Genomic DNA, 25,882 nt, shown 5'->3' with positions numbered 1-25,882 from the left:
CCCAGAAGACCGCCGCCAAGGGCGCGCGATCCCGGGTCATAGTTTCCCTGGCAACCGCCTAGGGAAAGAACGGTCGCAAAAGCGCCAATCAGAGCTACGCCCCGAAAAGCAGAGCGGTCGATAACGGACCTCATGTCACAAATCCTTAGAATTCATGGTCGCTAGCCCGATAACAGGCTCAGTAACCGTTCCGTGAACGCTGGCTTGGCGTGGTTGCTGCACCAACAGCAGCGCCTGTACCACCACCTGCGAGTGCACCGATAGCCGCGCCGCGACCGCCGCCAGCCAGGGCGCCGATTGCAGCGCCGGCACCTGCACCGACAAGGGCGCCAGAGCCTGCACGAGCTCCACTGTCGTACGGGCTACCGCAGCCCGCAAGAGCAGCGCCACAGAGGGTCAGGACGGCGATCAGGCGGGGAGTCTTGGTCATATTCATTTTTTATGTCCTGTTTCTGTTTGGTTTCTCCGACGCTTCCTCTGCTTTCGGAAAGGAATGTCGGATAAGACCATATAGTGGTAACGTGGAGAACGTGACTGAAGGGTGGCAAGATTGAGGCGCGGAAAGATTTTTTTCCATGTCCTGATCTCCCGTGATGAAAAGTTGTTCGTCGCTAATGACATTATCGGGACTGTTACCCTTGCTGAACGGCCTTTGCATCGTTAAGTCCACCCGCGGGGAGCCCGCCCCACCTTAACGATATATAATCTGTCTGCCGCACAGAGCCGCGCCAGGAGTTTTGGATGTTTTCTCGTCTGCTGGGTCTCATGTCTGCTGACATGGCGATCGACCTCGGCACTGCCAACACGCTCGTTTACGTTAAAGGCCGCGGTATTGTGCTCGATGAGCCATCTGTGGTTGCCATCGCTGAAGTGCGCGGTAAAAAGCAGGTTCTGGCTGTTGGTAACGAAGCCAAGCAGATGGTCGGGCGTACGCCTGGCAACATCACCGCCATCCGTCCGCTGCGAGACGGCGTTATTGCGGACTTCGAAGTCGCGGAAGAGATGATCAAGCACTTCATCCGTAAAGTGCATAATCGCCGGGCCTTCGCGAGTCCGCAGATCATCATCTGCGTTCCTTCCGGCGCGACCGCCGTTGAGCGTCGGGCCATTCAGGAAAGTGCCGAGAGCGCGGGTGCCCGCAAGGTGATGCTGATCGAAGAGCCGATGGCAGCCGCAATCGGTGCAGGCCTCCCGGTCACTGAACCGTCTGGCAGCATGATCGTGGATATCGGTGGCGGGACGACGGAAGTGGCCGTGATCTCGCTCGGTGGTATCGTCTATGCCCGTTCTGCCCGCGTAGGTGGAGACAAGATGGATGAGGCCATCATCTCCTACATCCGGAAGACCTATAATCTTCTCGTAGGCGAAAGCTCTGCCGAGCGTATCAAGATCGAGCTTGGCGCCGCCATGATGCCGGATGACCCATCCAATCCGGATGGCCCCATCACGGAAATCAAGGGCAGGGACCTGATCAACGGTGTGCCGCGTGAGGTAATGGTCAGTCAGGCCCAGATCGCAGAAAGTCTGGCAGAGCCGGTCATGCAGATCGTGGATGCCGTGACAACAGCACTGGAAAATACGCCACCTGAACTGGCTGCCGATATCGTGGACAAAGGGATTGTCCTCTCCGGCGGTGGTGCGCTCCTGTACCGCCTCGATGAGGTTCTGCGTCTTTACACGGGGCTCCCTGTGACCGTGGCTGAGAATGCGCTGTCATGCGTGGCGCTGGGAACGGGTCGTGCGCTCGAAGAAATGCGCCGTCTGCGCAGTGTTCTGAGCAGCATGTACTGAACCCGGACACAGTCCAGTGTTCTCCATCCACACTCGGCAGGTGTTCGCAAGAGCAACTCTGCCGATCCTGATCCTCTTCGCCGTGGCACTGGTCCTGCTTGGGCTGGTCCGGCGGCCGGTAGTGGATGGGGCACGTCTGCAGGCTACCGATATTCTGGCGCCTGCTTATCAGGCTCTTGTTCTGCCGCAGACGAAATTGCGGGACTGGCTTGTGGATCTACGGGGTGCGACGGATCTTGCGCGGGAGAATTCCCGTCTGCGAGATGAGAACCGTGCTCTGCGGCACTGGTATGATGTGGCTGTGGCTCTGGCAGCCGAAAATGGCCGCCTGAAGAATAGCCTGCACTGGATTCCGGAAAGTATCCCCCAGTATGTGACCGGCCGCGTTACGCGTGATGATGGTGGGCCTTACTCACGCGCTGTTCTGCTGGATGTTGGCAGCGGGCATCAGGTTCATATGGGTGATGTAGCGTTGGATTCGTCTGGATTGTTAGGGCGTGTCACGGAGGTCGGGCCTCATACGGTTCGTGTTCTGCTCATCAATGATGATGCCAGCCGAATTCCTGTCACGCTGGCGGCATCTCATGGAGATGCCATTATGGCCGGGGATGACACGGATACACCCCGACTGATTTATTACCCGCAGGACCACCATCCCATTGAAGGGGAACGTGTGGAGACGCGCGGGCAGAGTGCAATGCCTGCGGGCCTTCCGATTGGAACGGTTCATTACCTCGCTCCCAACCGGCCGGTTGTAATGCCGGACGCTGACTTGCGCCGTCTGGATATCGTGCGCGTCTTTGACTACGGTGACGATGGCGGCCAAGCCCCTGATGCGCCAGGGCGCGTCAAGATCCGGCGTCCTCCTTCAGAACCTGCGTTGCCGGGCGGATTGTCGTTTCCCAAATTGCCGGGAATGTCTGAACCTCTGGGGAAGGGAGGGCAATAATCGGATGGTTGCCGAAAACTCTACCCCCCATTTGCATTCTGCTGTTGAGCCGAAACAGACGCTCCGCCGACGGCTGGACATGTTTGTTCGCGCAGCCATGCCGTCTCTGTTCATCATTCTGGTTGCGGTTCTGCTGTCTGCACCGTTTGGAATTCCCGGGCAGGCAGAACTTCAGTTCGGCATCGCCATGTGTACAGTCTGGTTCTGGGCCTTTAGTCGCCCACGTTCCATGCCGGCCCTGGCAGTCTTTATGTGCGGACTCGTTCTGGAACTGTTCAGTTTTGGTCCGCCGGGTGCCATCCTTCTGTCATTGCTCGTGATTTACGGAGTGGCCCATCACTGGCGCTATGGGTTGTCCCGCTTGGGATTCGTAGCCTGCTGGCTGATTTTCAGCTTTCTGGCGGCGCTGGCATCCTTTTTTCAGTGGGCTCTCGTCTGTCTGCATGCATTTGCGCTATTATCGCCCGCACCAGGCCTCTTTCAGGCTGCGCTAACAATCGGTATCTATCCCAGTCTTACCGCGCTGTTTGTCTGGGGCCGCCGCACGTTTGCCAATCCCGATCAGGCCTGACGGCGCATTTTCGCGCTCTCCGCGCAAATCGCCGCTTTCTTTTCCGGACTTGAACGCCTGACCTGATGTTTTCCAGAAAACGCCCTTTTCGGACCCTGCAGCGCTCGCGAAGCCAGGATGCGCCTGTTCGCTCAGGGCGTGGCGTCTTCACGCGCCGTGCGCTTGTGGTGATGGCGGTTCAGGCAGGTGTTCTAGGGGCTTTGGGGCGACGGCTTTATAATATTCAGACCGTTGAGGGCGACCATCTCCGCCAGCTTGCGGAGCGTAACCGCACAAGCAAGCGTCTGCTGGCCCCCGCGCGTGGAACCGTCCATGACCGCTTTGGTGTGGCTCTTGCTGATAACAAGGTTAGCTGGCGCGCGCTCCTGATGCCGGAAGAAACGACAGATATCGCCTCTGTCATCGAACGGTTTGCACAGATTGTGCCGCTTGATGAGCATGATCGGGCTCGCATTGAGCGCGATCTGAAGCATGTTCATAAATATGTTCCGGTCACGCTCCATGAATTCCTGTCATGGGATGACATGGCGCGGATTGAGCTGAATGCGCCCTCATTGCCGGGTGTTCTCGTCGATGTCGGGTCCACCCGGCTCTATCCATTTCAGGATCTGACGGCGCATATTGTCGGTTACGTCGCTCCGCCGAATGAAGACGATGTGGCCAAGGACACGACGTTGTCTCTGCCAGGAATGCGCGTGGGGCGCGCTGGCATAGAGCAGACGCAGGAATCGGTTCTTCGTGGAGATCCGGGGTCTGTTGAAATGGAAGTCAATGCGCTGGGGCGTGTGATTGGAGAGATTGACCGTGTGGAAGGCCAGCAGGGGGAGGATGTTCGCCTCACTCTGGATGTCGGCCTCCAGTCAAAGGTTTTAGAGCGGCTGGGTGATCGCGTCGCCAGCTCTGTGGTCATGGACTGCCGGAATGGTGAAGTGCTGGCGATGGTCAGTACCCCGTCTTTCGATCCCTCCCTGTTTGATTCCGGTGTCAGCCATGCGCAGTGGAATGAGTGGGCGAATGATCCGCGGACGCCACTCGTAGACAAGGCTGTTTCCGGGCTGTATCCGCCTGGGTCCACCTTCAAGCCCGCAGTGGCGATGGGCGCCCTTAAGGCTGGTGCCGTGACACCGCAGGACCGTTTCAATTGCCCCGGCTATTTCGATATGGGTGGCGTGCGGTTCCACTGCTGGAACAAATGGGGACACGGCATGATCAACATGCGTGAAGCCCTCAAATTTTCCTGTGACGTTTATTTTTACGAAGTAGCCCGCCGCTGTGGCATGGACCCGATCAAGGCCGTCGGGAACGCCATGGGGCTGGGTGTGAAACTCGATATTGAGCTGCCGCATGTCCGCGCAGGTGTCATCCCGACGCCGGAATGGCGACAGCAGCACGGCTTTCACTGGAATGGCGGTGATACGGTGAATGCGGGTATTGGTCAGGGCTTTGTGCAGGTCACGCCCTTGGCGCTTGCAACCTACGTGTCCCGGATTGCTTCAGGTCGCAATGTTCAACCGCATCTGATCCGCGCAACGAATGACCAGATTTCAGGACTGGCTTCTTTGGATGCCGCTCCGACAGTGGATATTCCGCAGGAACATTTGAATGTTGTTCGCGCAGGTATGTTTGCGGTCGTGAATGAGCAACATGGCACGGCCCCGAAAGCTCGTTTGGATCTGCCCGATGTCCAGATGGCGGGGAAAACCGGGTCAGCTCAGGTGCGGCGCGTGTCCCGAGCTTTGCGTGAGTCAGGGCACTTTAATTCCATGAGCTTGCCATGGGAGTATCGTCCTCATGCCCTATTCATTTGTTTCGCCCCATATGATGACCCACGATATGCAGTCTCAGTCGTGGTGGAACACGGCAATGCAGGCGCAGATGAAGCCGCTCCACTGGCCAAGCAGATCATGACAGACACTTTGCTTCGTGATCCATCCAATCAATCCAGACCTCCCGGGCAGACTGTTGCGCAGGCAGAACCGGAGCAAGGGTGAGGGGCGGAGTCATGAACACATTTGGCTTTCTGAAATCTGACAAGCGGCTCCTGCGTGCTGAGCCTGATTTCCGCCCTATGGCCCGGCTGCTTCAGGTCAACTGGCTGTATGTACTGCTGGTCTGTTTGCTGGCAGGTGTTGGGTATGTGGCGCTGTATTCGGCCGGTGGCGGATCAGCCAAACCTTTCGCTGGGCCGCAAATGGTTCGGTTCGGTTTTGGATTGGTCATGATGATTGCAGTGGCGCTGGTCAGCCCACGCATTCTGCGCATCATGGCCGTTCCCGTCTATTTGTTGTCCATTCTGCTGCTTGGGCTCGTGCTGCGAATGGGGCATGTGGGTAAGGGGGCCGAACGCTGGATCAATCTGGCAGGAATGCAGTTCCAGCCTTCAGAGTTCGCCAAAATTGGCCTGATCCTGATGCTTGCTACGTGGTTTCACCGGATTGGTAACGAGCGGATGGGGAACCCGCTGCGCCTGATAATGCCTGCCATTTTGACGCTTCTGCCGGTCGTTTTGGTGCTCAAGGAACCCAATCTTGGGACTGCGACGATTATTGGCGTTATTGGTGCAACGCTGTTTTTCGCTGCAGGCATGCGGCTATGGCAAATCGTTCTTCTCGTGGCGCCAATTCCATTCCTTGGAAAATTTATTTACGGCCATTTGCATGATTACCAGAAGGCCCGGATCGATACCTTCCTGCATCCGGAGCATGATCCTCTGGGGGCCGGCTACAACATCATTCAGTCCAAGATTGCGCTTGGCTCGGGCGGAATGTGGGGGGAAGGATATCTGCATGGCAGCCAGGGGCAGCTGAACTTTCTTCCGGAAAAACAGACAGACTTCATTTTCACCATGATCGGCGAAGAATGGGGTTTTGCAGGGGGCATCGCAGTCATTGGATTGCTGACCACCCTCACACTGGGAGGAATGCTCATTGCCATGCGTAGCCGCAATCAGTTCGGGCGACTGCTCGGGCTCGGCATCGCAATGGATTTCTTCCTGTACTGTGCCGTCAATCTTTCGATGGTGATGGGCGCTATTCCGGTCGGTGGTGTGCCGCTCCCGCTGATTTCCTATGGCGGTTCAGCCATGCTGACGATGATGTTCGGCTTTGGGCTTCTGATGTCAGCCTGGGTCCATCGCAATGAGCGCGACCCAGGCTTTGAAGACGAAGACGACTGATCCCTTACAGTTCCAGGAGAACCTTGGATGAGCTTTTGCGGTCCAGCGAGGCGTCGAAAGCGTCTTTGTACTGAGCCAATGGAAAGCTGTGGGTGATGAGACCGTCCGCAATCCATGGATTACCCGCGAGGATTTTCAGAGCCTCTGTAAACTCTTCATCGAAGCGGAATGTCCCGCGATAGTCGATTTCCCGCGCGATGATTTGTCCCAGGGGGGCAGGTACATCGCCCGGTGGGAAAATCCCGACTTGTACGAGAATGCCGCCTTTCTGTGTACGAGCGATTGCAGTCGGGAGGGCAGGTATGACTCCGGTGGCCTCAAAGACGATTTCGTACTCTTCATCATGACTGTCACGGCCGGTGTTGACGGTCGTGGTCGCGCCCAGTTTGCGAGCAACATCAAGCGCAAAGTCCTGAAGATCGGTTGCGACGATCTCTGTAGCTCCCGCGACCTTGAGGCCTGCGACAATCAGGGCGCCAATGGGCCCAGCCCCCTGAACCAGGATGCGTTTGCCTGCGACATTGCCGGCGCGCGTGATAGCATGGAGAGCGACTGAGAATGGCTCGGCAAGGCTGGCACGTTTCACGTCCAGCCCTGACGGCAGGGGATAAAGCTGGGATGTTTCGACGACCATCTCGCGCCGGAAACCGCCATTCGTATGGGGCAGAAACGCGGCGCTGCCAAAAAAGCGCATGTTCCGGCACAGGTGCTTCGCGCCTCGTTCGCATTCAGGGCAATGTCCACACGGGCGAGCCGGATGGATGGCGACAGCATCCCCGATCCTGAAACGTGTTTCGTCCGGGTTGACAGCTTCTACGTTTCCGGAAACCTCGTGACCAAGAATCATCGGCTCTCGCAGAACGGATGCTCCGGCCCCGCCATGCAGGAAATAATGCATGTCCGACCCGCAGATCCCACCCCAGGCTGGACGTACCATCACCTGGCCCGTCTTGAGCGGTGGGACGGCTACTGTCTCTAAACGCAGATCACCCTTTTCATGAATAACCAGAGCTTCGGTTGTCTGAGGGGCGGAAATGCCGGGCATGGCTGTGCCTCTTTCATCTGAGCAGCGTGAATGACGGTACTCAGATATGGCCGATCTTGTGCGCTAAAGGCAGTCACGTTTGGGAGACGCGGGTCGCCTGATTATTCCTTCATACATCCAGAAGGCGTCTGTCGACTGTTTGAAGAGTTTCCGCACCTTTTAAGGGGGCAATGCCACATGCCAGCAGGAAGTCAGCAATGCCATTCAGTGTCTCTGGGCAACGTGTCGGATCATCGAGATTACCTTCCGGTACCCAGATGATGGTCTCATAGCGCGCGCGGGTCAGCAGCACGCGATAGGTATTGAGGGACCAGAGGGCTTTTTCCGAGGATTTAACGGTCTGCCATGTGGTCCCGCTAAAGCGCCGGGGCTGCCAACGTTGTGGATAGCCTGTACGGATGAGATCTCCATCCCAGCAAAGGCCGACAAAATCCAGTTCCAGACCCTGAATGGCAAATTGAGTGGCGACAGTTTCCAGCGCATCGGACGCCCGAACGTCTTTGTCTGGAACCCAGCGGTTCAAAAACCATTGAGCGACTGCGTTAGAGTCCATGTGAGCCAGTTCTGCACCGAGGCCCTCCGCACGCAATCGTTTGGCTTGAGAGCTGGCAACTAGGCCGCAGCGATAGGTCAGGCGGCCTCGTTCTCGCAGGGCTTTGCGTAGCTTCGGAAGATTTCGCGTCAGACGGAATGGAAGATTGGCGTTCTCCGCAATATTGCGGGCGAGAGAGACATTTCCGTCCAGAACAGCATTCACCCATCGGGGTGTTGCAGTGTCCCGAAGGGAGCGGACCGGCACTGTGAGGTGCAGGGAGAGCTCTTTTTGAACCGGTAAGGACGGAGACAGGGTGGTGAGGGCAGAAGTGGAGCTGACAACATCCGGTGATGCGTGGATCTGCCATTCAGGGCGGCTTGCCAGAGCGTCTCCCCAACAGGCCAGGCCGCCTTCGCCATCATGAATTTCCTGGCCTTGTCCGATAAGGCAGATGATGGCCGCAAATCCGGCATGCCGGTGCATGATGTCGAGGAGATGCGCGGGTTCAGACTGCGTCAGGCGAACAGGCCGCTGTGCGCTTTTGCGAATGGCCTGATCGGCATTCCAGGAACGCTGGGCTTCGTCGATGACCATGATCCGTTCTGGCGGGCACTCTGAGGTGCGCCCAACATGGTAATCCCGGAATTTGGTCAGGGACTGAATGGTGGATTCCATGCGCTGTTCTACGGCTGCGCGTTTCTGACCCTGTGCCACGGCATCACGGGTCAGCGCTTCACGCAGAACATGGACGAGCGTTGGGTTGCCCGTGAGGAAAGTGGCGGAGTTATCGGGCTCCGCCGTGCCGAAGGCAGCCTTGAGGCCGCAAAGCGTTTTCCCGGCGCCAAGAATGCCCGAGACAAAAATGATTGTTTTCTGGTGCTGTTTTCGCGCGGTTTCAAGGAGTTCCGTGATGCGGTCTGACGTCAGGGTCAGATTGGTCGCGTCTGCTCTCGCTGTATGGATATCGGCAACGCTGTGCGTGGAATAGATGAGGCGAGCCGCTTCAACGATACTTGGGACGGGATTGTAGGGGGCCTCTTCCCAGTCCTCTGGTCGCATGGGCGCTACGGAGTGCAATGTCCGGCGCGCGAGATCCGACAGAAGCTTCGTCAGGTTTGTAGCATTGCACTTCAGAACTGGCGTGACGCCAGATCCTAACAGGAGCGGCGATGTTTGAGCGGGTTGTGCGGCTTCTGTCGCAATTAGAATGGGGATGATCGGGTGATGACGGCTGCCTGCGTGAAAGTCCTGAAGGTCCAGCGCGTAACCTTCAGTCTGGGCAAGAGCCGCGGCGTCGAATCGAGAAGCACCAACCTTGAATTCCAGAACGAATGTCGCATCCGGGGAAATGAGGACAGTGTCGATCCGGCCGCCTAGGCGGGGAATGGGGAATTCGAACAGAATTTGCCAGCCTGCCGTTTGCGGCAGAGCGGTGAGCGTGGTGCGGAGATAATCAAGTTGGGTGGCCCAGGCACGGAGTTGTTGAGGCTCGCTGGAGAAGCGCCTGCGCGCGGCTTCATGGGCGAGGCGCTCTCCAATACGATCCGGGTCCGTGTTGAGGAACGTGGCGACTGGGCCGGACCACCACGCTCCCATCAGGCTCAGCCCTCGATCTGACCGAAATCGGCGATCAGGGCTGTGGTCGTGCGGAAAGTCGCCAGAAGCTTCAGACGGTTGGCGCGAATGTCGGCTTCCGGGGCGTTGACGGTAACAGCATCGAAGAAGCGGTCCAATGTCGGGCGCAGGGCTGCAATCGCCTGCATCGCATCGGTGAAACGCTCGTTTTTCAGGGCCGTCTCGATCGCAGGCACGGCACTGTTTAGACCATCTGCCAGAGCGCGCTCTTCATCCTGTGCGTAGAGAGACGCATCCGGTGTTCCCTTGTGAGGGCCGTCCTTCTTGTCTTCGATGCGCAGAATGTTGGCGGCGCGCTTGGCTGCGGCGAGAAGGTTCTTGCCGTCTTCCGTCTGGATCATGTCCGACAGGGCCGAGGTACGAGCCAGAAGGCGCACAAGATCGCCATCCAGACCGCCTGCCAGGGTGGCGGCCAGAACGTCATGACGTTCGCCTTCGCTGCGGAGCTGAACGCGCAGACGGTCTGCCATGAAGTCCGGCAGCTTGGCGAGTTCCCCGCCGGTGCGACCGTTTGCCGCCTTGGCAAAGAGGTCCGTCAGATCCAGACGCAGACCGTTGTCACGAATGGTCCGTATCACACCCAGTGCAGCGCGACGCAGGCCGTACGGGTCTCCGGAGCCGGTGGGTGTCTCGCCAATGGCAAAGAAGCCAGCCAGCAGATCCAGACGGTCCGCAAGGGCCACGGCAATCGAGACAGGCGCTTTTGCCGTATCGTCGGACTGGCCGCGCGGCATGTAATGCTCGGCCACCGCCTTTGAAACGGCGTCGCCTTCGCCATCATGTGCCGCGTAATAGCCGCCCATGACGCCCTGAAGCTCGGGGAATTCGCCGACCATGCCGGTCGTCAGATCGGCTTTAGATAGCAGGCCTGCGCGCTTTGCCTGTGCGATCTGCTCTGCGCTCAGGCCCATGGCAGAAGCGACAGTTCCTGCAAGATCGGAAATTCGCTTGGCGCGCTCGCCCTGCGTTCCCAGCTTCGCATGGAACGTCACGGCATCGAGGGCTGCCACGCGGTCCGCGAGCTTTGTCTTGCGATCCAGATCCCAGAAGTGACGGGCATCGGCGAAACGGGCACGCAGAACGCGCTCGTTTCCGGCGATCGTCAGCTTGCCGCCATCCTTGAACGGCAGGTTGGCGACGAAGGCGAAGAACGGCGCGGCTTTGCCGTCCGCATTGCGCAGGGCGAAATAGCGCTGATTGATGCGCATTGAGACCTGCATGACTTCGGCGGGCAGGTCCATGAATGCGTCGTCGATGCGGCCCAGCAGCGGAACTGGATATTCGACAAGACCGGCGACTTCATCGACCAGTCCTTCATCTTCCACAACCGTAATGCCCTGCTGTTCAGCCAGACGGTGAACACCGGTACGGATCATGTCGCGGCGCTTGTCCGCGTCAACGATGACGGAGCGTGTTTCCAGCTCTTCCAGCCAGTGATCTGCCGAACGGACTTCAAACCCGCCGGGCGCCAGAAAGCGGTGACCTTCGGACAGGTTGGAGGACTTGAGGCCGTGGGCATCGTCGCCATCGCGGGCGAGCGAGAAGGGAACGACCTTGCCGTCAAGAAGGCAGGTGATGCGACGGAGCGGGCGCACCCATGAGAAGTTTGAGCCTGCACCCCAGCGCATGGACTTGGCCCAAGGGAATTTCCACAAAAGGTCTGGCACAGCTTCGGCGATGCGGCTTTCCGCGCTCACGGGATCAAGCTGCTTGTTGAGAACCCAGAAGCCGTTTTCCAGCGTCAGTTCATCAACTGTGACGCCATGCTTGCGGGTAAAGCCTTCCAGAGCCTTTTCCGGAGCGCCTTCGCGGGGGCCACGCTCGGAGACGGTACGAGCCGGGATTTCGGCATCGACGTTCAGGACGGTCGCGATGCGGCGGGTATCGTAGAACGTCTGAATACCGGACGGGTTAAGGCCATCGAGTGCTTTGGTCAGCAGGGCACCGAGTTCGCTGGCAGCTTTGGGCTGCATGCCGGCCGGGATTTCCTCGCAGAACAGTTCAAGCAACAGTTCAGCCATTGGACGTCTCCTCCTCGCCAGCAAGCCACGCTTCACAGGAGGCTTTCGCCAGCGTCCGGACGCGTCCGATATAGGATGCGCGTTCAGAGACGGAAATCACGCCGCGGGCATCCAGAAGATTGAAATAATGGGAAGCCTTCAGGCACTGGTCGAATGCAGGCTGCGCGACGCCAGCTTCTGCCAGACGGATGGACTCTTTTTCCGCATCGTTGAAATGCGTGAGCAGCATCTGCGTGTCGGCCAGTTCGAAGTTGTGACGGGAATAGTCGCGCTCGGCACGCAGGAACACGTCCCCGTACTTCAGGCCCTTGCCGTTGAAGTCCAGGTCATAAACGTTCTCAACGCCCTGAACATACATGGCCAGCCGTTCCAGCCCGTAAGTCAGTTCGGTAGAAGGCATGACGGTCGGGATACCGCCAACCTGCTGGAAATACGTGAACTGCGTGACTTCCATGCCGTCACACCAGACTTCCCAACCCAGCCCCCAGGCGCCGATCGTCGGGTTTTCCCAGTCGTCTTCCACGAATCGGATATCGTGCTTTTCGGGATCAATCCCGATGGCGCGATAACTCTCCAGAAGCAGGTTCTGGCTCTCTTCCGGGGTTGGCTTCAGCAGGACCTGATACTGGTAATAGTGCTGGAGGCGGTTCGGGTTCTGGCCATAACGACCGTCCGACGGGCGGCGGCAGGGCTGCACATAGGCCGCAGCCCATGGCTTCGAGCCCAGCGCGCGCAGGGTCGTATGAGGGGAGAGCGTTCCGGCTCCGACTTCTGTGTCATAGGGCTGCAGGATAGCGCAGCCCTTCTCAGACCAGAATTGATGAAGGCGCAGGATCAGGTCCTGAAAGCTGAGCGGCCGGGTCGCAGACAATTCAATAGGCTCCGGTTGGCAAAATTGGCGGTTACCTTACAGCCTGAGGTCCATAACCGGAAGTGAGCGGGGTTATTGGACTGCTAGATCGTTGAAAATTCGATGCCAGCCTTATCAAATGCGGCTTTATCAGCCAGAGCTGGCGCTTATTCCGGTTGCTACTTCCAGCACGGAGGCATGTCTTTTGTCTGAGCCGCAAGAGTGGAAAAGGTCGAATACACATCCGCAGCAATTTCGTTCAGGGGAAAGCTCCGGCCATCACATGATTCGACGTGGCTTGCTGTCGGCTTGGATGCAGCCGTGACATCGCGGATGTCCTCGTCAAATGGACGAATCGCTATGACACGGGAATGGCTGGAAAGGCCCGGGCAGCCCCAGCATGAAACTAAAGATCAGACACTGTGTTTGACTGCATGATATGCAGGTCGTCGTGAGCCTTGGAAGCAGTCAGGTGCGTTACTTCTAATTTAGTAACAGGCCTGATGGAGCTGCAGGTCGATCCCTTGTCGATTGAGCGCTGGTGCCTCATATGATGGGGGAGAACGTAACTTCTTCGTCTGGAAGGATCAAAGACGATGAACAACGAAGAACGCGAAGTCATTTCCCGCTTTATTGGCCGTGTTGGCGGTGCGCAGCAGGGAGGTGGCTTCAGCCAGCAGCAGATGCCAGCTCTTCCGCCGATCGACCCTGAGGCTGATCGCTTCATTGCTGATAACTTCCAGAAATATCCGGAAGCCCGTTATCGCGTGACGCAGATGGCAGTTGTGCAGGAAGCAGCTCTTGCTCAGGCGCAGAACCGTATCCGTCAGCTGGAATTTCAGCTCCAGCAGGCACAGCAGCAGCTTCAGCAGGCTCAGCAGAGCCGTCCTTCCGGAAGTGGCGGACTGTTTGGTGGTCTGTTCGGCGGTGGCAACAACAACCGCCAGCAGGCTTCTGCTCCGCCTCCGGGCTGGGGAGCTCAAGGTGGCGCCATGCCTCCGCCAAACTTCCAGCCGCAGCAGCAGTATGGTTATCCGCCAGGATATCAGCCTGGCATGTTCCAGCGCGGTGGATCGGGCTTCCTTGGCTCCGCTCTCACCACGGCTGCCGGCGTGGCTGGCGGCATGATGGCAGCGAATGCGCTTGAAGGTCTGTTCAGCGATCATCATGCTGGTGGAGATGCCGGTGCTTTTGGCGGTGGTGGCGAAACCATCATCAACAACAACTATGGTGACGCTGGTTCCGATCCGTTTGGTGGCGCTGGAACGGATGCTGGCGGTGGCTTCACAGATTCCGACTTTGGCGGCGGCGGCGGCGGAGACTTCGGTGGTGGCGGAGACGGCGGTGGCTTCGACGACATGTTCTAAAGGCGCACAATGTTACGCCTAAATAGACGTCGCATCACGAAAACCCGTCGGGCTTAGTCCGGCGGGTTTTTTGCTGTTTGCCAACCCGAATGCCTATGCTGCGTTTGTTTCTGTAACGAGATTTTCCACTATTTTCAGGGGCTGTCCGATGAGCACCAATGATTTTCGCGACCTAGTCGCCTTCAAGGATCTGGAAGAGGGACAGATTGCCTCTTTTTCCATTGAGGGGACTTCGGTTGTTCTGGTGAAGGACGGCGAGGAGGTGCATGCCTTGGGCGGCAAGTGCCCCCATAAGGAAGCGCCGATGGAGCAGGGTGCGTTCTGCAAGACGGAAAAAGGCAGTGTGTTGGTCTGTCCTTGGCATAAGGCGGTTTTCGATGCCGTTGACGGCAGTCTCGTAGAGCCGCTCGCCCTTGAGCCCTTGCCGCGGTATCCGGTGGAAATTGTTGACGGTCGTGTGTTGGTCGGCACCAGCCCCATGAAGCGGGATGTGCCATCAGCGCGTCAGGAGGATGAAACCGTCCTGATCCTTGGCGCCGGTGCAGCAGGCCTGATGGCTGCGGTGGCGCTCCGTCAGGAGGGGTTTGCCGGGAAAATCACGATGGTGACGGAAGAAAAGCACCGTCCATATGACCGGACCGCGCTGAGTAAGACCGTATTGCTGAGCGAGCCGGAGAAAGCGCATGCTCCTTCGCTCCGAAGCGAATCTTTTTATGGCCAGCACCGTATTGGTCTGAAGCACGCAACCATCCAGACCTTCGATCCCGCTACCAAGAAGGTTGAATTATCAGACGGAACGAGCGTGTCTGGCGATCATGTTCTGATCGCAACGGGCGCGCGGTCCAAGCGTCTGGACATTCCTGGCGCAGATCTGAAGCGCGTCTTTACGCTGCATAGGGAGCAGGATGCGGAAGACATTGCCCGGGTTATTGACCCGGATCAGGCCGTAACGATCATCGGTGCGAGTTTCATAGGCCTGGAAGTGGCTTCATGCCTGCGACAGCGCGGTGTGGGAGTGACTGTCATCGCCTCCACAGACGTGCCGATGGAAAAACACTTTGGTCGAGAGATTGGAACGCGTCTGCGCCAGTTACACGAAGAAAATGGCGTGGCGTTCATTTCCGACGCAAAAGTCGTGAAAATTTACGGAGAGAAAAAGGCCGAAGGGGTGGAACTGGAGGACGGCATGAAGCTGCCAGCCTCTTTCATTCTGGCTGGCATCGGCGTAACGCCCGTAACGGACTTTGTGCAGGGGCTGGATCGGGATGATGACGGAGCAATCGTCGTAGATCATCTAATGCGGGCTGCTCCCGGTGTTTATGCGGCAGGTGACGCGTCTGCCATCCTCCATGAAGGTAAACCTCGGCGAATCGAGCATTGGCGCCATGCGCAGGTGCAGGGGCGTATCGCTGCCCTGGCCATGATGGGACATGAAACAACCCATCTGCCAACGCCCTGGTTCTGGACGCAGCAATTCGGCAAGAAAATTGAGCTGCTGGGCTGGGGCGAGAGCTTCGATAACGTCAGCCTTGAAGGGGATATCAAGGGCTTCAGCTTCCTTGCGACCTATCTCAAGGATGGAAAGCCCGTTGCGCTGGCGGGCGCGGGTCATGCGTATGACATGGCCAGAGCCGCCGTCGATTTCGAAGGTTTTGTGCAGGAAAAGGTCTGAACCGCGCACGAAGCTTGACATGAGCGGGCCGTCCCGGCTTCCTGCGCCCACTTATCCGCCAGGACGTTGAAGAGGCCCGACATGCATCCATACCGCACCCATGACTGTAGCGCCCTGCGTGAACAGGACGCCGGACAGACCGTCCGCCTGTCCGGCTGGGTGCACAGCAAGCGCGACCATGGTGGTCTGCTGTTCATCGATCTGCGTGACCATTATGGCGTGACACAGGTTGTTATCCCGGCTGGCACGGACCTGCTGGAAAAGGCCGAGCGCCTTCGCGTTGAGAGCGTCATTACCGTCACCGGTAAGGTTGTGGTCCGTCAGGGTTCCCAGCGGAACCCGAACCTGCCGACGGGTGACATCGAAGTTCTTGCAGAAGAACTCGAAGTGCGGTCCAACGCGGCTGTTCTGCCATTTCAGGTGGCCGGTCAGGAAAACTATCCTGAAGAACTGCGCCTGAAGTACCGTTACATCGATCTTCGTCGCGAGAAGATGCACCAGAACATTCTGCTGCGCAGCCGGGTCATCACCAGCCTGCGTCAGCGCATGATCGCGCAGGGCTTCACCGAGTTCCAGACCCCTATCCTGACGGCGTCTTCCCCGGAAGGTGCGCGTGACTTCCTCGTGCCGGCACGTCTGCATCCAGGCAAGTTCTACGCGCTTCCACAGGCTCCGCAGCAGTTCAAGCAACTTGCCATGGTGGCGGGTTTTGACCGTTACTTCCAGATCGCACCGTGCTTCCGTGATGAAGCCTCACGCGCTGACCGTAGCCCGGGTGAGTTCTATCAGCTCGATTTCGAGATGTCCTTCGTCACGCAGGAAGACGTCTTCACGGTTCTGGAGCCGGTTCTGGCTGGCGTGTTCAACGAGTTCACGCCGGAAGGCTGGAAGATCACGGACGGCGCATTCCCGCGCATTCCGTATGCCGACGCCATGCGCGACTACGGCTCCGACAAGCCGGATCTGCGTAACCCGCTGATCATCAAGGACGTGACGGATGCTTTCCGGGATTCCGGTTTTGGTCTGTTCGCCAAAATTGCGGCTTCCGGTGGTCAGATCCGTGCGATCCCGGCACCGGGTGCGGGTGATCGTCCGCGTGGTTTCTTTGACAAGCTGAATACCTGGGCTCGTGAGAGCGGCGCAGGTGGTCTGGGCTACATCATTTTCGAGGCAGAAGGCGGCAAGGGCCCGATTGCCAAGAACCTTGAAGCTGAGCGCGTCGAGAGCATACGCGAGATCTGCGGCCTGAAGGCTGGTGATGCCGTGTTCTTCGCTGCTGGCAAGGGTGACGAAGTTGCAAAGTTCTCCGGTGTTGTCCGCACCAAGGTCGCGACAGAGCTGGACCTGATCGAGAAGAACGCGTTTCGCTTCTGCTGGGTTGTGGACTTCCCGATGTTCGAGCTCAACGAAGAGACGGGCAAGGTGGACTTCTCCCACAACCCGTTCTCCATGCCACAGGGTGGTCTGGACGCGCTGAACACGCAGGACCCGCTGACGATCAACGCCTACCAGTACGACATCGTCTGCAACGGCGTGGAACTGTCCTCCGGCGCAATCCGGAACCATCTGCCGGAAGTCATGCTGCGCGCTTTCGAGATCGCAGGCTATGGCCCGGAAGTTGTGGAAGAGCGCTTTGGTGGCATGCTGAACGCCTTTCGTTACGGCGCTCCGCCGCATGGTGGTGCCGCTCCGGGTGTGGACCGTATCGTGATGCTGCTGGCTGATGAGCCGAACATCCGTGAAGTCATTCTTTTCCCGTTGAACCAGAGCGGCGAAGACCTGATGATGGAAGCACCGGCTCCGGTTGAGCCAGCGCGTCTGAAGGAACTGCATCTGGCGCTGGATCTGCCAAAGCCGAAGCCTGCCGTCACAAAGTAAGCCTTTCAGCTTTCGGAACGGAAAAGCCGATGCTCCTGATGGAGTATCGGCTTTTTTATTGGAGATAAGATTGCAGTTGGTTGGTATAAAAACACTGTTTCAGAATTTTATAAGTATCAAACCAACCTGATTTGGTAGAGTTTTTGAACTGTATTTGTGTAAGGAATGTATCTCTGAAGAAGGGTGGAATATGATTTCATTGATGGAAAACTTTTCCATGGAACGACCGTTTCTGTAGCTATCTGTAGCGATCAAGAAAGGTTTTTCGGTGAGTAGCTCCCTTCCGGAACGAGACGGCGTCACTGTGCAGGGTCGGGTGCAACAGGGGCGGCGAAATGCTTTTCTTTTTGCTGGTGCAGCCGGCCTGGCCGGTTTGATGTTCGGGCTGGATACTGGTGTCATTGCTGGGGCCCTGAAATTTATGGGGGCAGACCTTCAGGCCAACGAACGCGCGCTGGAATGGATCGTCTCTTCCCTGATGCTTGGAGCTGCGGCTGGCTCGTTACTCGCCATTCCGCTGTCTCATCATCGAGGGCGCCGCGGAGCGATGTTTTATGCAGGATTACTCTTCCTGCTCGGCACGGCCTTATGCTCGCTGACCTCTTCCATCCCCGTCATGATTGCAGGACGTGTCTGTCTGGGGCTGGGGGTTGGTTTTGCCTCTTTTTCGGCCCCGCTTTACATCGCTGAAATCACGGAAAAAAGCCGACGTGGCAAGATGATCTCAATGTATCAGCTTGTCATTACAGCAGGCATGCTGCTGGCACTGCTATCAGACAGTCTGCTGTCTTATGGCGGCCATTGGCGGTGGATGCTCGGAATTCTGGCTGTTCCGACAGTTGTCTTCATTCTTGCAACTTTGCAGGTTCCCTATTCTCCGCGCTGGCTAGCCATGCGTGGGCGTCGACAGGAAGCTCATACGGTTCTGCAGAAGGTGCGTGGTTCCAAGAAAAGGGCGACGGAAGAACTCAACCGCATTGAAGAAAACCTGCGCAAAACAGAGGGGAACGGGTTTGCTCTGCTGAAGTCTTCTTCCGGGTTCCGAAAGACTTTTGCTCTGGGGATTGGTTTACAGATTTTTCAGCAACTCGCGGGCATCAATATCCTGATGTACTACGCACCGCATATTCTGGAGCATCTGGGTTTCTCCACATCGGCTGCCGTCTGGTGCACAACGCTGCTTGGACTGGCCAATATGGTGTCAACGTTTGCCGCTATTGTTCTGATTGACCGTTGGGGGCGGCGCCCTCTGCTGCTTGTCAGCACTGTCGTGGCATCTCTAAGTCTCGGCGTATTTGGAACTCTGCTTTACCTGCATGTTGGCGGGATGTTTGGGCAGATCGCTATTGTCAGTCTGCTTGTCCTGTTCATTCTTGGATATGCGTTTGGGGAAGGCCCCATTCCCTGGACAATGTGCACGGAAATTCAGCCGCTGCAGGGACGTACTCTCGCAATTGCCTGTTCCACATTCGCCAACTGGATCACGAACTGGCTGATCAGCAACGTCTTTCTGTCTGTCATGGGGGCGATTAACGACTATGGCGTGTTCTGGCTACTGGCCGGCTTCAATGCGGTTTTCTTCGTGATCGGCTATGTGTTTGTGCCAGAAACCAAAGACTGCTCGCTAGAAGATATCGAGCAGCGGGTCGAAGCGGGAATGCCCTTGCGGGAAATTGGTCAGCCAAGCCGCCCTGAGAAGGCCTCTCCTACGAACTGGCAGGAGGCAGAGTCACTGTCTGCATGATCGGCCAGCGTGGTTTTGGCCTTTGGGTTGTGCTGTCAGGGGGAGGGAGCCTGTGAGATCATGAGGTGTGACAGAGTCTTTTGGAAGATCCCGGTATGTCCTCTTCTCATGGTCCCTCTATCCTAAATCGACTTCGTTTAGGGACGGAATTTCTGGCCCTTTACGGAGGTGGCCCCCTTCTGATTTTGATGGAGCGGCGAGCCGGGCTCTTGTTCGGGCTGATCTGGATCGCTGCTTTGCTGGCATTTGCCTGGATGCGGCAAGATCGGCCTGACCCGCATCAGTTTCGATTTGAGGTGCGGGGTATTCTCGTGAGATTTGCGCTTCTCGCGCCGCTTGTTGTGTTGCTGGCATGGTGTCTGTGGCCGGACACTTTTCTCAGCCTCCCACGGCAAAAGCCACTTTTCTGGCTGATGATCATGGGGCTGTATCCTCTGTTATCCGTCTGGCCTCAGGAAGTTCTGTACCGGGCATTTCTTTTTCGGCGTTACAGCGTTGTCTTCGGATCAACAGAACGAACGGTTCTTGCGAGTGCTCTGGCGTTCGGGTTTGCCCATGTGATCTTCCTGAACTGGATCGCTGTTGTCATGACCACGCTGGGTGGTCTGATCTTTGCCCGGGATTACGGGCGGCACCGGTCATTGAAGCTGGTCTGTCTGGAACACAGTCTTTACGGGTGTCTGATTTTTACGGTCGGGCTGGGACGGTTTTTCTACACCGGCTCTGCCTGGCATCATGGCTAAAGTATTGAAACGGCTGTTGCATATTGCAGCAGAGAATCTTTTTTCCGCCACAACTCCGCCTGATCACTGCCTTGTGAGGGCAGCAATGTAGCACTCCTACGCAGCGCCTTTTGTAAGAGGAGTGAGACGCTATGTTGAAACATCTGTCGGGCTTGCTCGCCGTGTCGGCGCTTTTTGTCGGAGCCATGGCTCTGCCACCCATCAGCGGAACGGCCCAAGCCCAATTCGTTCCTTATCAGGGCCCGTATCGCCAGACGCCGCCTCCACCGCCACATCCTCCCAATGAAAGGATTCCGCCGCATGCACGAACCATGCAGTGGGTCCCGGGGCAGTGGAAATGGGTCGGAAATGGCTATCAGTGGATGCCAGGCCATCTGGCCCGAGTGCAAGCTCACAGGCCGCCGCCATATCTGCCGCGGGGTTGAAATGGAAAAGCCGCTCCTCAGGGGGCGGCTTTTTTTTATCTAGCGGAGTGTTACAATGACCGGGACATGGTCTGAAGCTTTTTCAGCCGAACGTTCGTCACGGTCAATCGTGAACGAAACAAGCCGTTCGGTGACGCGCGGGGAGAGGAGGGCGTGGTCAATGCGCAGACCTGAGTTCCGTTGGAACGCGGCTGCCTGATAGTCCCAGAATGTGTAGTGACGACCAGTTGGGTGAATAGCGCGTAGAGCGTCTGTCAGGCCAAGCCATTGCAGGCGGTGGAAGGCTGCGCGGGTTTCGGGTCGCACCAGCGCATCAGTAGGCGAAAGGGCTTTGGGCGCGAGATCTTCATCTGTGGGGCAGACGTTGTAATCTCCGATGAAGGCGAATGACTTTTCGCTTTCCAGAAACTCTTTTCCCCGAACTGCAAGAGCCTCAAAGAACGCGAGTTTTTTGCTGTACCCGTCTTCTCCGCCGGAGTTTCCGTTGGGAAGGTAGAGGTTACCAATCGTCAGGCCATCGAGCTCACATTCAATATAACGTGCCGTGGGGTCATCGAAGCCGGGCAGGGTGTGCGTTGTAACGTCAAATGGGCGGCGGCTAATGAACGCTACGCCGTTGTAAGCTTTCTGGCCTGTCGTGGCGACGTGATAGCCTGCGTCCTTGAAAGCTGCCGGGAACTGGCTGTCCTCACATTTGATTTCCTGAAGGCAGAGCAGGTCGCACTCCGGATGACGCTCCAGCCAGTCCTGAACGAGATGTGCGCGGGCGCGGATGGAATTGATGTTCCAGCTTGCGAAGGTAAAGGACATTCTGTCAGGCCAGCGAAAAGCTTGTACCGCAACCACAGGCTGAAGCGGCATTGGGGTTCGTGACCGTGAAGTGCGCGCCCATCAGCTTGTCGACGAATTCCAGTTCAGCGCCTTCAAGTAGATCGAGGCTGGTTTCATCGACATAGACAGTCGCGCCATCACGTTGGATCAGAACGTCATCATCGTTCTTCGTGCGATCCAGCTTGAACTGGTATTGGAAGCCATTGCAGCCTCCCGCCAGAACAGCGACGCGCAAAGCCAGCCCTTCGGGTTCCGGCTGGGCGGAAATGATTTCCACAATCCGTGCCGCCGCACTGGCAGACATGGTGAAGGAAGGGGTTTCGGACATTGCTCGTTCCCGGTTTCTGGAGGTCTGCTGAAAGGCAGGACGGTTCTGGTCCTGATTATATGGTCAGACTGGGGTCAGGGGCAAAGGGGTAGAGTTGCGCTGAAGGGAGCCTGTCGTAGAATGAGGCGTTTGATCCAGCAATTAGAGTGCTTTCCGCGCCTAAGGATCATCAGGGGAGTGTGTTGATGCCTGCCATCTATGCGGTTCAGGAAGAAGGTGCGCGAGGCCGACTCTACCGGGAGACAGAAAGCCCTGTCCGTTCTCCATGGCAGCGGGACCGGGATCGCGTCCTGCATTCCGCCGGCTTCCGGACACTTCAGTACAAGACGCAGGTGTTTATCAATCATGAAGGTGATTTCTTTCGCACCCGTCTGACCCATTCCCTGGAAGTTGCCCAGATTGCCCGTTCGATTGCCCGAAGCCTCGACCTGAATGAGGACCTGACAGAAGCTCTCGCGCTGGCCCATGACATGGGTCACACGCCGTTTGGTCATGCCGGAGAAGATGCTCTGGCCCTTGCCATGCAGGATTGGGGTGGTTTCGATCACAACACGCAGTCCCTTCGCCTCGTGACGTCGCTTGAAACGCGTTATCACGCTTTCGATGGTCTGAACCTGACATGGGAAACGCTGGAAGGGCTGGCGAAGCACAACGGCCCGGTAAAGCGCCCAACGCCTTATCTGGCTGAATATGATGCGCGCCATCATCTTGATCTCAGCAGCTACGCGTCAGCCGAAGCGCAGGTTGCAGCCATGTCGGATGATATTGCCTATCACGGCCATGATCTGGATGACGGGCTGAGAGCCGGTCTTCTAACCTTCGATGATATTGAAGATCTTCCCCTGGTGGGTGATGCGCTTCGGGCGTCGCGTGAGATGGAGCGTCGCACGGGTCGCGAAGCGATGGATCAGGCACAGCGTGTCCGTCATGAGACAATCCGCGTGGTGATCAACGCCCTCGCGACGGATCTCACGGATCAGACGCGCCGTAATCTTGAGGCTCTTGATCCGCAGTCCGCGGATGATATTCGCCATGCCGATCATGCGGTTGTGGCGTTCAGTCCCGAGATGCGGGAAAAGAACAAGGCTATCCGCAAATTTCTTTATGCCCGCATGTATCGCCACTGGCGGGTTAATCGCATGGCGCGTAAAGCGAAGATCGCGCTGGCTGAAATCTTTACGATCCTTTCAGAAGAGCCCGGCCTTCTGCCAGACCCGCTCAAGGATCGTGCCAAGGCCGCAGATGATATGGAACGACGGCGTCTGGTGGCCAATTATATCGCCGGAATGACCGATCGTTTCGCGATGGAAGAACATCGACGGTTGACGGACCTCTCCGTGCTGGGCTGATAAAGCCCCTCCAAGACGATACAGGTTACAGGAATCGAGCTGAAATGGTCGCTGCACCCACTGCCCATACGACTGACTGCCTTTTTGCCCGCGCCAGAGACCAGGTGTGCGAGGCGCTGCGGTCCGTTGTCCCCGGCCTGCCGGAAGAGGTGGTGCAGCGCGTTGAAGTGACGCCGCCGCGTGACCCGTCCCATGGCCATATGGCGACCAATGCTGCTTTGCTGGCCGCAAAGCCAGCCAAGCGCAAGCCAGCGGAGATTGCGGCAGAACTGGTGCAGAAACTCGCCGACCTGCCAGACATAGATCATGCTGAAGCCGCCGGTCCTGGATTCGTGAACATGACGCTCAAGCCATATGTCTTTCAGGGAGTAGCGAAGGCTGTTCTGGAGGCCGGTGAAGCCTTCGGTCGTTCCTCGATTGGGCAGGGAACGCGCGTCAATGTTGAATACGTCTCCGCCAATCCGACTGGCCCGATGCACGTGGGTCATTGTCGTGGCGCTGTGGTGGGGGATGCGCTTGCAAACCTGATGCAGGCGGCAGGCTACAAGGTCACGCGCGAATATTACATCAATGACGCCGGCACGCAGGTTGTTGCCCTGACGTGGGCAACTTACTGGCGTTACCTGCAGGTTATCGGCACGGACATCGATGCTGACACGTTCAGCCCGCTGACCCCGAATGGTTTGCAGTATCAGGGTGACTATCTGATCCCGGTTGCAGAGAGTATTGCTGAAAAGCATGGTCGCGCTCTCGCCAACGATGATGGCAGCCCGGCTGATCCGTCTGTCTGGTTCGATATCATTCGCGCTGAAACGCTGGTGCAGATGATGGCCGCAATTCGCGAGGATCTGGAAGGGTTGGGCATCTCCCATGAAGTCTTCGCCAGTGAAGCGGAAACGCTGGCGAGCGGGCGGGTTGATGCCGCGATTGCCAAGCTGGAAAGCAAGGGCCTGCTTTATGAAGGCGTGCTTGAGCCACCCAAGGGCAAGACCCCCGAAGACTGGGAACCGCGCCCGCAAACCCTGTTCCGCTCTACAGATTTTGGGGACGATCAGGATCGTGCACTTCGCAAATCTGACGGCACCAACACCTATTTCGCCAATGATATCGGATATCACGCTCAGAAGGCTGAGAACTCAGACGTTCTGATTGACGTGCTCGGTGCGGATCACGGCGGTTACGTCTCCCGCATGCGCGCTGCAATTTCGGCGCTGACGGAKGGCAAGACCGGCTTTGAAGTCGTGATGTGCCAGATTGTGCGCGTTGTGAAGAACGGCGAGCCAGTCCGTATGTCCAAGCGTGCGGGCACGTTCGTGACGCTGCGCGATCTGCTGGATGAAGTCGGACGTGATGCCGTGCGCTTCACGATGCTGACCCGTAAGGCTGATGCACAGATGGAATTCGATCTGGACGCTGTTGTCGCCCAGACGCGTGATAACCCGGTGTTTTACGTTCAGTACGCTCACGCCCGCTGCCGCTCGGTTCTGCGTTCAGCAGAAGCGATGTTTGGTGCCGCATCCGTGACGCCTGAAGCGCTGGTAACTGTTGATCTTTCCGGTCTGACATCAGACGTGGAACTGGCCGTTCTGCACCGTATCGCGTCTTTCCCGCGTTCTGTCGAAGCGGCTGCTGCAGCGCGTGAACCGCATCGGATTGCAACGTATTGCATTGATCTGGCGTCTGATTTCCACACACTGTGGAATCGTGGACGCGAAGACACGACCCTGCGCTTTCTGCATGAGAATGATCGTGAGACGAGCCTGGCAAAACTGGCGCTTGTTTCTGCGATTGCCAGCACCCTGCGTTGCGCACTGACCATTCTTGGCGTTGTGCCAGTGGAGGAAATGCGATGAGCCCTGACAGCGAGAATGATCGCGATTTCCGGGATCCGGGTGATTACGGCGCGGGACCTTCTTCTCCCCGCCCGTCGTCTGCCCCGCGTGCGGAGCGTGAGCGCCTGAGCAACGACTACGATGATGACGCCCCACCGCGTCGTCGTGCGGCGGCAGCGCCGGAGACGGCGAGCCGCGCCGGTGGCCTTGCGTCCCTTCTTGGCAGTGATCCGGCGACGCGAAAGCTTGTCGGTGGTGCCATCGGCATCGGCGCCGTGTTGCTGCTCGCTGTCGGAGGATGGTCTTTGACAGGAGGCCATCACGGCGGAATTCCCATTATCGGCCCACCGCCAGGCCCTGTGAAAGACGTTCCAACCGATCCCGGAGGAATGCAGATCATGGGCAGTGATAGCGGCGATACGGATCTGACAGGCAACGGGGAAGCGCATCTTGCTCCGGGACCGGAACAGCCGGACGCGAAGGCGCTGGCTCGTCAGTATGGTGTGCAGCCCGGGACGCCTCCTGCGGCTCAGCCGGACAAGCCAGCAGCGCCCGCTGACGCTACGCCTCCTGACGGTGCGGCTCCGGCTGCTCCAGATGCTGCAACAGGCAAGGACAAGGCTGCCGCTGAACCGTCGGCTGTGCCTCCCGCGGCTCCTGAAAGCAAAGATGCCGCTTCAGCGCCTGCGGACGCCGAAACGCCTGAAGAGGCTCCAGCGCCCAAGCAGGTTCCAGCCATCAAGCCGCAGCCTAAGGCCCCTGATGCGCCTGTTCACAAAGCTGTTCCGCCAAAGCCTGTGCAGAAGCCCCTTCCGGCGCCTGTGGCTGAGCCAGAAAATGCTGTTCCTCAGCAGAAAACGGCTGCTGCTCCGAAGGCTGAGGCTGGCGGTGCACGCGAAGTTCAGCTTGCCGCGCTCGACAGTGAGGCCGCAGCGCGCAAGGAGTGGGACACACTGCGCCATCAGGCACCTGGACTGTTCGCAGGTCATTCACCGCTCTTTGAGAAGACTGCTCATGGGGACAAGACGTTTGTGCGGCTGCGTATTGGTGGCTTCGCGGATCTGAAGGCTGCCCGGGCGTATTGCGTGAAGCTGCACGCACAGTCCATCGCCTGCACTCCGGCACAGTTCTGAGAGGCCGG

General features: G+C 57.9%; 21 protein-coding genes. 14 read left to right on the top strand and 7 right to left on the bottom strand.

Annotated elements, in window-relative coordinates; translation table 11 throughout:
• Positions 1–178: 178 nt before the first annotated feature.
• Complete coding sequence (locus KP708_RS08890; protein WP_202206516.1) at positions 179–436, bottom strand: hypothetical protein; 258 nt, start codon at positions 434–436, stop codon at positions 179–181.
• 305 nt (positions 437–741) lie between these two features.
• On the opposite strand from KP708_RS08890, the gene KP708_RS08885 reads away from it, so the two are divergent.
• From KP708_RS08885 to rodA, 5 genes are all read left to right on the top strand, one after another.
• Positions 742–1,791 (top strand): rod shape-determining protein, encoded by a 1,050-nt coding sequence (locus tag KP708_RS08885; protein WP_007283695.1) that lies wholly within the window; start codon positions 742–744, stop codon positions 1,789–1,791.
• A gap of 16 nt (positions 1,792–1,807) precedes the next feature.
• Positions 1,808–2,740, top strand: coding sequence for a rod shape-determining protein MreC (gene mreC, locus KP708_RS08880; protein ID WP_202206517.1), 933 nt, complete (start codon positions 1,808–1,810; stop codon positions 2,738–2,740).
• Positions 2,741–2,744: 4 nt separating this feature from the next.
• Positions 2,745–3,311: a hypothetical protein gene (locus KP708_RS08875; protein ID WP_215748923.1), complete on the top strand. Its 567-nt coding sequence runs from the start codon at positions 2,745–2,747 to the stop codon at positions 3,309–3,311.
• Between the two features lie 65 nt (positions 3,312–3,376).
• Positions 3,377–5,302 (top strand): penicillin-binding protein 2, encoded by a 1,926-nt coding sequence (gene mrdA / locus KP708_RS08870; RefSeq protein ID WP_215748922.1) that lies wholly within the window; start codon positions 3,377–3,379, stop codon positions 5,300–5,302.
• 11 nt (positions 5,303–5,313) lie between these two features.
• Positions 5,314–6,486: a rod shape-determining protein RodA gene (gene rodA / locus KP708_RS08865; RefSeq protein ID WP_064273947.1), complete on the top strand. Its 1,173-nt coding sequence runs from the start codon at positions 5,314–5,316 to the stop codon at positions 6,484–6,486.
• A gap of 4 nt (positions 6,487–6,490) precedes the next feature.
• Here rodA and KP708_RS08860 read toward each other — a convergent pair whose 3' ends face one another.
• The 4 genes from KP708_RS08860 to KP708_RS08845 all read right to left on the bottom strand — a co-directional run bounded on the left by KP708_RS08860 (position 6,491) and on the right by KP708_RS08845 (position 12,593).
• The gene (locus KP708_RS08860) at positions 6,491–7,531 is read right to left on the bottom strand and encodes an L-idonate 5-dehydrogenase (RefSeq protein WP_215748921.1); all 1,041 of its coding nucleotides are present in this window, start codon (positions 7,529–7,531) and stop codon (positions 6,491–6,493) included.
• Positions 7,532–7,640: 109 nt separating this feature from the next.
• Complete coding sequence (locus KP708_RS08855) at positions 7,641–9,662, bottom strand: DUF2075 domain-containing protein (RefSeq protein WP_215748920.1); 2,022 nt, start codon at positions 9,660–9,662, stop codon at positions 7,641–7,643.
• 5 nt (positions 9,663–9,667) lie between these two features.
• Positions 9,668–11,722, bottom strand: a complete 2,055-nt coding sequence (glyS, locus tag KP708_RS08850; protein WP_215748919.1) for a glycine--tRNA ligase subunit beta — start codon at positions 11,720–11,722, stop codon at positions 9,668–9,670.
• Positions 11,715–12,593, bottom strand: coding sequence for a glycine--tRNA ligase subunit alpha (locus tag KP708_RS08845; protein ID WP_046899728.1), 879 nt, complete (start codon positions 12,591–12,593; stop codon positions 11,715–11,717). Before KP708_RS08845 ends, glyS begins: the two co-directional genes overlap by 8 nt.
• A 575-nt stretch (positions 12,594–13,168) precedes the next feature.
• Here KP708_RS08845 and KP708_RS08840 point away from each other — a divergent pair.
• From KP708_RS08840 to KP708_RS08815, 6 genes are all read left to right on the top strand, one after another.
• A complete protein-coding gene (locus KP708_RS08840; RefSeq protein WP_215748918.1) occupies positions 13,169–13,939 on the top strand; it encodes a DUF2076 domain-containing protein in 771 nt (256 codons plus the stop codon).
• 148 nt (positions 13,940–14,087) lie between these two features.
• A complete protein-coding gene (locus tag KP708_RS08835; protein ID WP_215748917.1) occupies positions 14,088–15,611 on the top strand; it encodes an FAD-dependent oxidoreductase in 1,524 nt (507 codons plus the stop codon).
• 81 nt (positions 15,612–15,692) lie between these two features.
• Positions 15,693–17,489: an aspartate--tRNA ligase gene (gene aspS, locus KP708_RS08830; protein ID WP_202206526.1), complete on the top strand. Its 1,797-nt coding sequence runs from the start codon at positions 15,693–15,695 to the stop codon at positions 17,487–17,489.
• Between the two features lie 268 nt (positions 17,490–17,757).
• Positions 17,758–19,233, top strand: coding sequence for a sugar porter family MFS transporter (locus KP708_RS08825; RefSeq protein ID WP_215748916.1), 1,476 nt, complete (start codon positions 17,758–17,760; stop codon positions 19,231–19,233).
• A 95-nt stretch (positions 19,234–19,328) separates the two neighbouring features.
• On the top strand, positions 19,329–19,976 hold the full coding sequence (locus KP708_RS08820; protein ID WP_215748915.1) for a CPBP family intramembrane glutamic endopeptidase: 648 nt from the start codon (positions 19,329–19,331) through the stop codon (positions 19,974–19,976).
• A gap of 131 nt (positions 19,977–20,107) precedes the next feature.
• Complete coding sequence (locus KP708_RS08815; RefSeq protein ID WP_215748914.1) at positions 20,108–20,401, top strand: hypothetical protein; 294 nt, start codon at positions 20,108–20,110, stop codon at positions 20,399–20,401.
• Positions 20,402–20,440: 39 nt separating this feature from the next.
• Here the strand turns inward: KP708_RS08815 and xth are convergent, their stop codons facing one another.
• Positions 20,441–21,211, bottom strand: coding sequence for an exodeoxyribonuclease III (gene xth / locus KP708_RS08810; RefSeq protein ID WP_215748913.1), 771 nt, complete (start codon positions 21,209–21,211; stop codon positions 20,441–20,443).
• A 4-nt stretch (positions 21,212–21,215) separates the two neighbouring features.
• Complete coding sequence (locus KP708_RS08805) at positions 21,216–21,560, bottom strand: iron-sulfur cluster assembly accessory protein (RefSeq protein WP_046899719.1); 345 nt, start codon at positions 21,558–21,560, stop codon at positions 21,216–21,218.
• A gap of 185 nt (positions 21,561–21,745) precedes the next feature.
• Between KP708_RS08805 and KP708_RS08800 the strand changes: the two genes are divergently transcribed.
• From KP708_RS08800 to KP708_RS08790, 3 genes are read left to right on the top strand one after another with little or no spacing between them, the layout of a single operon-like run.
• Positions 21,746–22,909, top strand: coding sequence for a deoxyguanosinetriphosphate triphosphohydrolase (locus KP708_RS08800; RefSeq protein ID WP_215748912.1), 1,164 nt, complete (start codon positions 21,746–21,748; stop codon positions 22,907–22,909).
• Between the two features lie 44 nt (positions 22,910–22,953).
• Positions 22,954–24,762 (top strand): arginine--tRNA ligase, encoded by a 1,809-nt coding sequence (gene argS / locus KP708_RS08795; RefSeq protein ID WP_215757165.1) that lies wholly within the window; start codon positions 22,954–22,956, stop codon positions 24,760–24,762.
• On the top strand, positions 24,759–25,874 hold the full coding sequence (locus KP708_RS08790) for an SPOR domain-containing protein (protein WP_215748910.1): 1,116 nt from the start codon (positions 24,759–24,761) through the stop codon (positions 25,872–25,874). Before argS ends, KP708_RS08790 begins: the two co-directional genes overlap by 4 nt.
• Positions 25,875–25,882 lie beyond the last annotated feature (8 nt).

The sequence above is a fragment of the Gluconobacter sp. P5H9_a genome, assembly GCF_018812085.1.
Taxonomy (GTDB): Bacteria; Pseudomonadota; Alphaproteobacteria; order Acetobacterales; family Acetobacteraceae; genus Gluconobacter.
The sequence above is the reverse complement of the archived record's forward strand: the minus strand, read 5'-3'. Positions and strand labels throughout refer to the sequence as shown.